This window comes from Actinacidiphila oryziradicis (genome assembly GCF_005047355.1).
GTDB classification, from domain to species: domain Bacteria; phylum Actinomycetota; class Actinomycetes; order Streptomycetales; family Streptomycetaceae; genus Actinacidiphila; species Actinacidiphila oryziradicis.
Genome location: NZ_SUMC01000178.1, coordinates 1 through 9,489, shown reverse-complemented (window position 1 = coordinate 9,489; position 9,489 = coordinate 1). Strand labels below are relative to the sequence as shown.

Below are 9,489 nucleotides of genomic sequence, written 5' to 3'. Positions count from 1 at the left end.
CGCCATGACCACGGCGGCCATCGCGGGATCCCCCGAGCCCGCCCGTCAGGCCCGCGCCGCGGCCGTTCTCCTGATAGAGGCCTCCCGAGCAGTCAGGGCCGCCTGAGACCGCCCAATGACGGGCAGCGCGAGGGCCGCAACACTCGGCCGTAGCGTTCTACCCGCCGTCAGCGGCATGCCGCCCACGCTCTCAGCAGGTCACACGCACGCAATGCTTGTGACAGCGCCGGATAGGAGGTGATCATATTCGGCGTCGCGCATGGGGCCGGTGTAGCCGTAGGACGTGGCGTTGAGCTTCTTCTCTTTGCCGGTGATGGAGGCGGAGGGGCGGATGCCGGAGGTGTAGCCGCCCTTGCGGCAGATCGTCGTCGTCAGGTTGGCCTGGGTGACGGCGGGGGAGATGGCGCCGGGGGTGCAGGCGGGGTCTTCGAGCGGCTGCTTGTTGTCGTACTGGTAGTGGCAGCTGCCTGCCGGGGGCTGCTGCTGGACGGTGTAGTGCGTCTGCGGGCCGGGGCCGGTGGCGATCGTCCGTCCCGAACCGTCGGCCGTGGCGCTGGTGGGTGTGGTCGTTCCGGAGGGGGCGTTGTCCGCGCTACCCGTGGCCGAGTTACACCCCGCCAGCAGGAGCGCGGCAAGCAGCACGATCGGGGCATGGCGGGTGGCAGGCGGCATGACGGATGATCCTCACGGAACGGGGAGCGGGCGCAAGCATGCTGCCCCCTATGGGGCAACGCCACGCGGGCGGGCGGCAGGCGTGCGTGAGCACGTGGGGCGTAGGGCGGGCGCAGCACGTGGCTCCCGTCGGATTCCAGCTCGCCACCTCAGGCCGTCCCCCTATGCTGACCTGCATGGCGGACGGCATGCGCATCGGCTTGATCTCCTTCGGCGTGGCGGAGTTCGCCGCTCTGCGTGAGACGTGCGTCGGCGCGGGCCACGATCCTGTCGTCTATGCCTTTTCCCGTTCCATGCGGCCCGGGACGGCTACGGATGAGGGCGCGGCCGGTGTCGTGGGCCGGATCACCGCGGCGCTGCCCGCGGGGACGGATCTGCTGCTGCCGGGCAGTTCCGAAGGGCTGGGTGCCGCGCTGCGCGGCTACGATCTCGATCTCCTGATCTGTTACGGGTTCTCGTGGCGGCTGCCACGATCCGTGCTGGGTATCCCGCGGTACGGCGTGGTCAACGTTCACTGCTCGATGCTCCCCAAATACCGCGGCCCCGCCCCGGTGTTGTGGGCGATCCGGAACGGGGATCCGTACTTGGGCGTGACGGTCCACCGCATGAACGAGGAGTTCGACGCCGGTCCCGTCCTCGCCCAGCAGGACGGCATCCCGATTCCGGACGACGTGACACCCGAGAGCCTGTGGACTGGCCTGTCCCCGGTGCTGCGCGGCCTGCTCGCCGTCGCCCTGGACCGGGCACCGGACCCCTTGGCCGGTGAACCGCAGGCCGCCGACGGCGTCAGCCACGCGGGACTGATGGAGCCGGAGTTCTCCGTCGTGGACACCACGAAGACGGCGCGCGAGGTGCACAACCAGGTGCGGACCTTCCGGTTCATGGGCCCGCGCCTCGGCCCCGTCGCCACCGTCGGGGGGCCGGTCGCTGAAGGTCCTGGGCACCAGCCTCACCCCCGCAGACGGTCCCCGCCTGGACTGCGCCGACGGCCCCGTGTGGATCACCGCTTCGGAGCCCGTGGCAGCGAACGGCTAACCGCCGTCCCTCAGGTGCCGGGCCACCCTCTGGGCCAGCGCGACCGCCTGCGGGTCCTGGAGCGGGCTGAGCAGGCGCAGCGCCTCCTGCCGGGCGGCACGCGCCGAGTCGCGTTCGCCGAGGGGGCCGAGTGCGCAGGCTAGATTTTCCAGGGCTCCCGCGAGCTTCCAGTGGGCGTCGAGCTCGCGGTAGACGGTGATGGCGCGGTGGTGCAGTTTCGCCGCCTCCTGCAAGCGGCCGAGTGCCTGGCATGCCTCGCCCGCGCCGTCCAGCGCTGCGGCTTCGCGGGCGGTGTCGCCGAGTCGCCGCTGCACGGCGGCGGACTCCTGGCACAGGCGCAGGGCCTCCTCCGGATTCCCCCGTGTCCGTTCGATTTTCGCCGACTCCACCAGCCAGTGCCCCCGCCAGACCTGGTTGTCCTCGCCATCGGCGATCGACAAGGCGGCGCCGATCGCGCGGCCGGCTGCTTCGAGGTCTCCCGACTCCCGCCGCGCCCAGCTCAGCAGGAACAGCGCGTTGCCCTCGCCGAAGTGGTCCCGGAGTTCGCGGAAGTCCGCCAGCGCCTGCTCAACGATCTCCCCGGCCTCCTCGCTCTGGCCGAGTTCGCACAGCGTCTCGGCGAGATTGCTCCGCATCAGTGCCGTCCAGCGGCGATCGCCGAGTTCGCTGAAGATCTCCGCACTGTCGGCGAAGTGGGACTTGGCCTCCTCCAGCCGGCGGCGGCGCAGCCCGAGCAGGCCGAGGGCGTTGACGGACACCGCCGTGCCGCGCCGGTCGCCGATACGCCGGCGGATGGCGAGCGCGGCGCGGTGGCACTCCTCGGCCTCCTCCAGCCGCAACGCCTGGAAGGCGGCCTTGCCCAGGTTTTCCAGCGCCTCCGCCTCCCCGGCCTGTTCTCCGGCGCGTGCGGCGGCGTCCACGGCGATCCGGGCGGTCGTGACCCAGTCGTCGAACGCGTTGTGGTGCATGTAGATGGCACGCAGCACCACGGCCAGGCGCCAGGCGATCCCGGGGAATCCGGCGCCAGAGGCGACGCGGGTGGCGGTGACAAGGTTGGCGCTCTCGCTCCGGTACCACTGGAACGCGGACCCGTAACCGTCGAAGGCAAGCAGCGCCGCGGGTGCCGGGATCTGATCGTCAAGGACGTGACTGTCGTACGGCGCGATGGCGCGCTGCGCCGCGTCCGCGGTGTGGAGGTACCAGGCGAGACAGCGCCGGAGGATCTCGGTCCGGTCCGCCTCGCTCTCCTGCTGCCGGACCAGCTCGGCCGCGTAGGCCCGCAGCAGGTCGTGGAACTCGTAGCGCCCGGCCGGGCGCCGCTCCAGCAGATGGGCACGGACCAGGGTGTCCAACAAGGAGCGTGCCTGCGCCGGTTCGATCCCGGCCAGGCCCGCGACGGCCGGGAGGCCGAACTCGTTTCCGGGGTGCAGGCCCAGGAGCCGGAACAACCGGGCCGCAGGGTCGGGCAGTGCCTGGTAGGACCACTCAAATACGCTGCGCATCGCGTCGGACCCCTCCTCGGCATCGGCGGTCAGGACGTTCCACCGTGCCGACTCGCCGCGCAGGTCGTCGATCAACTCGCCGAGCGGCATCGACGGCCAGCCCGCCGCGCGTTCCGCGGCGATGCGCAGTGCCAGTGGCAGCCCCGCGCACAGCCGGGCCAGCTCCGCCAGGTCGGCGCGCCGGTCGCGGTCTCGGTAGTCGGCGGTGGTGGCGCGCAGCAGTGCGACGGCGTCCGTCGTCGGGAAGGTCGTCACCTCCAAGCGCAGCGCGCCCTGTTGGGCGACCAGGCCGGACAGGTCGTCCCGGCTGGTCACTACGACGAGGCACCCCGCGGTCGCCGGCAGCAGCGGGCGGACCTGCGTGCTGTCCGCCGCGTTGTCGAGGACCACCAGCATGCGCCGGTCCGCCAGCAGCGACCGGAACATCGTCTCGCGGCGCTCCCGTTCCACCGGAACCTGCGCGGCGGGGACGCCGAGGTCTTCGAGGAACCGGCCCAGTACCTCCTGCGGCGATGCCGGAGAGCCGGCGGCGTAGCCGCGCAGGTTGGCGTACAGCTCGCCGCCCGGGAAGTGCGGCCGGACGGCGTGTGCCCAGTGCAGGGCGAGCGAGGTCTTGCCGACCCCGGCGGTTCCGGTGATGACCGCCACAGGCACGACGAGTGGTTCATCGCGGCCGTCCGCCACGAGGCGGCCGAGGCGGGTCAGCTCCCGGGCCCGGTTGACGAAGTGGCGCACGTCGCCCCGGAGCTGGCGGGGAACGAGGGTCGGGTCGGGGCGCGGTTGCTGGTGGAAGTGCACCCCGCCGTGGACATCCCTGGCCTGCACGACACCGTGCGCCGAAGCCGAGCCCTCGAACCGGTTGACGTGCCCAGCGGTGTCGTCCATCTCTAGGCTTGGCGCGGCGGCGGTGGCAGGGTCGCTACGTGCTGCTCGAACCAACCCTCCAGCGGCTCGCCTGCGTCGTAGAGGCTCTCGATGAACTTCTGGCAGTGCAGGATGAGGTGGGGGTCGACGAACTTCCGCGTGGATTCCAGGACGTCCTGCTCGTCGTAGACCGCCTGGTACATAACCTGCGAGCCGAGCGTGTAAATCTCCGGGAGCGGGCCGTCATCCTCGAACCGCGCCACCTGGTCCGCCCCGATGACGTGGACCGTCCCCCCGCACTGCTCCCGGACGCGCAGCGCGTGCAGTTCCCATTGCAGATAGTCGCTGACAGGTTCCTCGACCACCCGGACCCGCCGGGCCAGGAAGCCGTGCCGGTCGATCTTGCGGTGGTACTCCTCCATGTCCGCGCGGCCCGCCTCCAGCAGGCGCAGGGATTCCTCCCACTCGCCGCGCGCGAACGCCTCCCAGCTGTCGTAGCCGGGCTCCTTGAAGGACTGTTGCCGCTCCAGCTTCCAGAATCCAAGGTCGGCACTGTTCCAGAAGTGCTTTTCAAAGTCCGCGTAGTAGGCGTCGAGCGCCATGCGCTCTCCCGTGGCGCCGTCGAGCGGGCTACGCATCCGGGATGTCCGCCTTGGCCGCAAGGATCGTTGCCCTCGGGATGATGACCAGCCGCTCCCCGGGATCAACGCTCACCCCGTCCGGCAGCCGTCCTTCGTAGGAGGTGGTCAGGTCCGCCCCGATGACGGCGACGTCCCCGTTGTCCAACTCCCAGACGTCCGGGCAGCTGGCGTTACCGGACGTCTGCCCCAGCTCGTGCGACGACTTGCCCAGCCGCCGCGCAAAGGACGCCGCAGGATCGGCCTCCCACTTCTTGGCCATGTCTCCTCCGCGTGCCAGCATCTGTTGTCGCCTCAGCTCTGGGCGGGACGAGGCTATCACCTAGGGTGTTTGTTCGACCGCGACTTGTCACCCTCATCGACCTGCCAGCGTGGGCCTGTCGACGAGCCCGACGCCGCCCAGGCGACCCGGCGGATACTGCCCCGGCCCCGGCCCTCCTCCAGATCGGCGCCAGCCCCCGAGCCTCGACCGGGCAAGCGAACAGGGAGAACGACGGACGGACTTTGTGGGGGGCTTGTTCGGCCCTCAATGGAGAAGTTGCTGCTTTCCGCGCGTCGGCCAGCGTCTGGAGCGGGCCCGCGCACGGCACGGCAGCGGCACGCCGAGCCTGCGACACAGACCTGGGACGAGAGTCCCTGTTTCCCCAGGTAGCCGGTGAGTTGAGACCCTGGGAAGCCCGTGCGTGTGGCACGGCTTGCGGCCGGCGCGGCTCACCGGCGGGGCGCTTGGCGGTCGTCGGCACTGGCCGGCCCCTCCAGGCCCGGCCCGGTGCCGCGTCCCGAAATCGTTGTGTGTTTCACGTGCGATCCACGTGTGTTTCGGCTACAATGCGGAACGGAGGTAACCCCCGTGTCCAACGAGCAACACGAGCTTTTCGCCGCGGTCGACGCGCTTTTGGAGGAGGCGGCTGCTCCGCTGCCGGATCCGGATGAGCGCAAGCGGCTGCGCGAGGCGGCCGGGCTGAGCCAGGAGCAGTTGGCGAAGGCGTTGCGGGTTCGGCGGGAGACGGTGACCGGCTGGGAGGCGGGTCGGACGGAGCCGCGGCCGCCGAAGCGGGCGGCCTACATCCGGCTCCTGGACGGCCTCGCCGCGCGCCACCCCGCACCCCGGCCTGTCAGCAGCACCCCGGCTGTGCCGCAGGCCCTCGCCAGGCCCGCCGCACCGGAGCCGGCACCCGCTGCGCCCCCGGCCGCGGCGTCGTCGGTGCCGGCTCCCGCGAAGGCGGCGGCGAGCACCAGACCGTCGTCGACATCGCGCGGTCCGGCGGTGAAGAAGGCCGTGGGGAAGAAGCCTGCGGCCGCCCCGGCGGCCGTGGATCCGAGGTTCGCAGGCGGGCCGCTGGCGGTGCTGGACGGCGACGGGTCGGCGTACTGCGTCGGCGGCCTGGTGCTGGACTGCCCGGCGAAGACGATCGGCGCTCTGGTCGACTGGACGCTGAAGGAGGCGAAGCTGGGGGCGGCGCGGCTGCACCGCAACGGCAAGGACGCCGACCCGCTCATCGTCATCACCGCTGCGGCCGCCGAACGGTTCGCACTGCCCGCGACGTTGGAGGACCGGCAGGGCCTGCGGCTCCCGGAGGACCACACGGTCGTCAAGCAACTGACCAGGTCCAATTGGAAGTTGACCCGCCGCGGCTTCGGCCCGTGGGCGAGGATCTACCGCCCCGCCACGGGTGGGCAGCGCCACTGCGTGCAGCTCGCGATCCTGCCCTGGAACGCGCTCGACACCCGCTCCTGGGGCGACATCGCCCAGCTCCCGCCGCCGGAACTCGCCCAACTGCTCGGGGACTACGCCACGATGGTCATCACCCCACGCGGCTCCACCGCCGTCTGCGGCCTGGAGCTGATGACCGCGCTGCGCCCGCCGACCCGCGCGGTGAAGGACGAAGACACCGGCACCTGGGTGTCGGGCCCGAACCCGGGCTCGCTGACGGAGCCGGTGGAGTGCGCGCCGCCGGAGGCACCGGACGGGCACCCCCTCGTCACCGCCCTCTACCCGAGGTTCCATCAGCGCACCCCGGACCAGGTCCTGCAGGAGGAGGCGTACGCGTGGTCCCGCGCCCTGACCGATGAGGAGTGCACGAAGCGGTTCGTGGTGGGCATCGACGTCAACATGGCGTTCGCCGCCGCCGCCAACCGGCTGAACGTCGGCCTCAGCGCACCGGTGCACCTCACGGCGCCGGCCTTCGACAAGGCGCTGCCCGGCTCCTGGCTGGTGGACCTCTCCCACATCGACTTCGACCCCCGCCTGCCGTCGCCGTTCACCCCGGCCGGGCACCGGCCGACGGGTCCGGCCTGGTATGCCACACCGACCGTCGCGTACGCGGTGGAGCTCGGCTACCAGGTCCAGCCGATCGAGGCGTACCTGCGGTACGAGCACGGCTCCTACCTGGACGCCTGGTACACCCGGCTGCGCGACGCCTACATGGCCACCATGGAGCAGCTGGGCGTCGTGCCCGGCATGGCGGAGGAGGAGTTCCTCGCGGCGATGGCCGTGCACAAGGACGTCGACCCGGGGCAGGCCGCCGTCCTGTCGGCCATCAAGGCCACGGTCAAGGGCGGGATCGGGAAGCTGAGGGAGCGGCCGCGCGGCGGCGGCTGGCGGTCGGGCGAGCCCTGGCCGGCCCTGCAGCGGCCGACGTGGCGGCCGGACATCCGCGCCGCGGTCATCTCCACCGCGCGGGTCAACATGCACCGCAAGATGCTCAAGCTCGCCACCGCGGCGGACCTGTACCCGGTCGCGATCAATTCGGACTGCGCCGTGTACCCCTCCGACGGACCGAGCCCGTTGGACTTCCTGCCGCGCACGCCGGACGGCAAGCCGCTGCCCGGCGCCTTCCGCCTCGGGGTCTCGCCGGGGATGGTCAAGCTCGAAGGGACCCAGGACGTCCTGTGGGCGGAAGGCCTGCTGGAGGAGCACGGTCCGGAGGGCGTGAACCTGGCCCGGCACATCAAGGACGGCGTCGTCACCGTCGCGGACAACGGAGAGTAGGCAGACACCGGTGGGCATCCTCGGGGACAGCCTCGATAAGGCCGAAGCGAAGGCGTTCACCCGCCCCATCCCGAAGACGGCGCAGGCGCAGATGCGCTTCCTGGTCAAGCAGGAGAAGGGCTCAACGCGGGCCGTGGCGCAGCTTCTGGGCGTCTCCCAGCGCACGGTGGAGCGCTACCTCAAAGGCCAGCTCAGGCGGCCCCGCAAGGACCTCGCCGGCCGCCTCGCCTCGGCGGTGCGCAAGCGCTGGCAGCCCAAGGTCCGTGGCAAGGCGAAGAAGCAGGCCGCCACCGCCACCGGCATCGTCATCGAGACCCGGGCGCGGTTCGGGTTCACTGCCGCACTCGGCACCACCGACGACGGCCGCCTGCGCCTGATCACCCAGCACCTGCCGCCCCCGTACGCCGCCCGGCTCTTCGACGCCCAGGCCGCCGGCGCCACCGAGCAGCAGTTGCAGAACATCGCCGCCGAAGGCCTCCAGGATATCTACTTCAAGGACCACGGCCGCCGCGCCCAAGGCCTGCTGGTGGAGTTCACCGACATTGACTACATCGAGCTCGACATCTGACCTGGGGTACGCGCGAGGGGCGCGCTCCATTTGTGACTGAGCGCTTCAGTTGGCGAGTTGAGCACCTGAGTTGGCGCCCCTTGTGCTCATGTGTCGGGGTGTCGTTAAGGCTCCGTGTCAGCGCGGGGTGAGGACGCAGAACTCGTTGCCCTCCGGGTCGGTGAGGACCGTCCACGGCACGTCGCCCTGGCCGAGGTCGATGTCGGTGGCGCCAAGAGCCCGCAGTCGGGCCGCCTCGGCCGCTTGATCGTCACCGGGGTACGGGCAGAGGTCGAGATGGATGCGGTTCTTCACGGTCTTCGCGTCGGGTGTGCGGAGGAACTCCAGATACGGGCCGACACTCTTGGCGGAGCGCAGCACCGCATGATCGTCGGTCACCTCGTGCAGGGTCCAGTCCATCGCCTCGCCCCAGAACCGGGCCATGGCCCGCGGATCCGCGCAGTCGACCACGACCGCGGCCATCGGCCCGGTGTCCCGGTAGATCGATCGCGGCTCTAGGACGCAGAACTCGTTGCCCTCCGGGTCGGCCAGGACCGTCCACGGGACGTCGCCCTGGCCCACGTCGGCGGGCGTCGCGCCGAGAACCTGGAGGCGCGCGACCAGCTCTGCCTGATGGGCCGCAGAGGTGGTGGCAAGGTCGATGTGCACACGGTTCTTCACCGTCTTGGGTTCCGGGACGCGAAGGACATCGACGCAGACGGCGACGGGGTCGGGATAGACAAGGCCCACGGGTTCGAGGTTGGTCACGCCGGGTTCCTCGCTGTCAACGCTCCAGCCGAGCACCTCCGCCCAGAACCGGCCGAGCGCGGAGTCATCCCGAGCATTCATCGCAATTTGAACAAGCCGTGTCGCCATGCCGCCGACCCTATGCACACCGCCCTGCAACGACAAACGCATATACCGTCACCAAACAGAGATCAACTCGCTCGCCAACCGCAGTGCTCAGCTCGCCACCTGAAGTGCTCAGTCACACCATTGCTGTGATGTGCCGAAGCACGATAGTCGTCACACAGGCGGCTTGTTGTCACCAAACGGCGGCGGTGCCTCTGCCAGTGGCTCCAATCGGGTGGCAAGAGGCTGAAGCGGTCGGCGTCAGTCGTCTCCGGACGCACGCCGCGCGAGGCTCTCGCGCAGTCTGGCCAGCCGGTCGATCTCGGCGTCGAGGGCGGCGAGCCTGCGGCCGACAATCCCGGAGGTGGGGGCGCCGGGTTCGACAGA

The 9,489-nt window shown here is 70.8% G+C and carries 7 protein-coding genes and 1 pseudogene; 3 read left to right on the top strand and 5 right to left on the bottom strand.

Annotated elements, in window-relative coordinates:
- Nucleotides 1-198: 198 nt before the first annotated feature.
- A complete protein-coding gene (locus FCI23_RS51990; RefSeq protein WP_322974055.1) occupies nucleotides 199-672 on the bottom strand; it encodes a hypothetical protein in 474 nt (157 codons plus the stop codon).
- A gap of 5 nt (nucleotides 673-677) precedes the next feature.
- On the opposite strand from FCI23_RS51990, the pseudogene FCI23_RS63480 reads away from it, so the two are divergent.
- A pseudogene (locus FCI23_RS63480) lies at nucleotides 678-1,301 on the top strand (formyltransferase family protein); the annotation flags it as partial.
- Nucleotides 1,302-1,703: 402 nt separating this feature from the next.
- Here the strand turns inward: FCI23_RS63480 and FCI23_RS51980 are convergent.
- Genes FCI23_RS51980 through FCI23_RS51970 form a run of 3 tightly spaced genes read right to left on the bottom strand, consistent with a single transcriptional unit; the run spans nucleotide 1,704 to nucleotide 4,973 of the window.
- Nucleotides 1,704-4,094: an ATP-binding protein gene (locus FCI23_RS51980; protein WP_136730929.1), complete on the bottom strand. Its 2,391-nt coding sequence runs from the start codon at nucleotides 4,092-4,094 to the stop codon at nucleotides 1,704-1,706.
- A gap of 2 nt (nucleotides 4,095-4,096) precedes the next feature.
- Nucleotides 4,097-4,711, bottom strand: a complete 615-nt coding sequence (locus FCI23_RS51975; protein WP_136730928.1) for a DUF6879 family protein — start codon at nucleotides 4,709-4,711, stop codon at nucleotides 4,097-4,099.
- Nucleotides 4,704-4,973: a hypothetical protein gene (locus FCI23_RS51970; RefSeq protein ID WP_136730927.1), complete on the bottom strand. Its 270-nt coding sequence runs from the start codon at nucleotides 4,971-4,973 to the stop codon at nucleotides 4,704-4,706. Before FCI23_RS51970 ends, FCI23_RS51975 begins: the two co-directional genes overlap by 8 nt.
- 588 nt (nucleotides 4,974-5,561) lie before the next feature.
- Here FCI23_RS51970 and tap point away from each other — a divergent pair.
- Nucleotides 5,562-7,703 (top strand): telomere-associated protein Tap, encoded by a 2,142-nt coding sequence (gene tap / locus FCI23_RS51965; protein ID WP_136730926.1) that lies wholly within the window; start codon nucleotides 5,562-5,564, stop codon nucleotides 7,701-7,703.
- Between the two features lie 10 nt (nucleotides 7,704-7,713).
- Complete coding sequence (gene tpg, locus FCI23_RS51960) at nucleotides 7,714-8,271, top strand: telomere-protecting terminal protein Tpg (RefSeq protein WP_136730925.1); 558 nt, start codon at nucleotides 7,714-7,716, stop codon at nucleotides 8,269-8,271.
- A gap of 117 nt (nucleotides 8,272-8,388) precedes the next feature.
- Here tpg and FCI23_RS51955 read toward each other — a convergent pair whose 3' ends face one another.
- Nucleotides 8,389-9,126 (bottom strand): VOC family protein, encoded by a 738-nt coding sequence (locus FCI23_RS51955; protein WP_136730924.1) that lies wholly within the window; start codon nucleotides 9,124-9,126, stop codon nucleotides 8,389-8,391.
- Nucleotides 9,127-9,489: the final 363 nt, after the last annotated feature.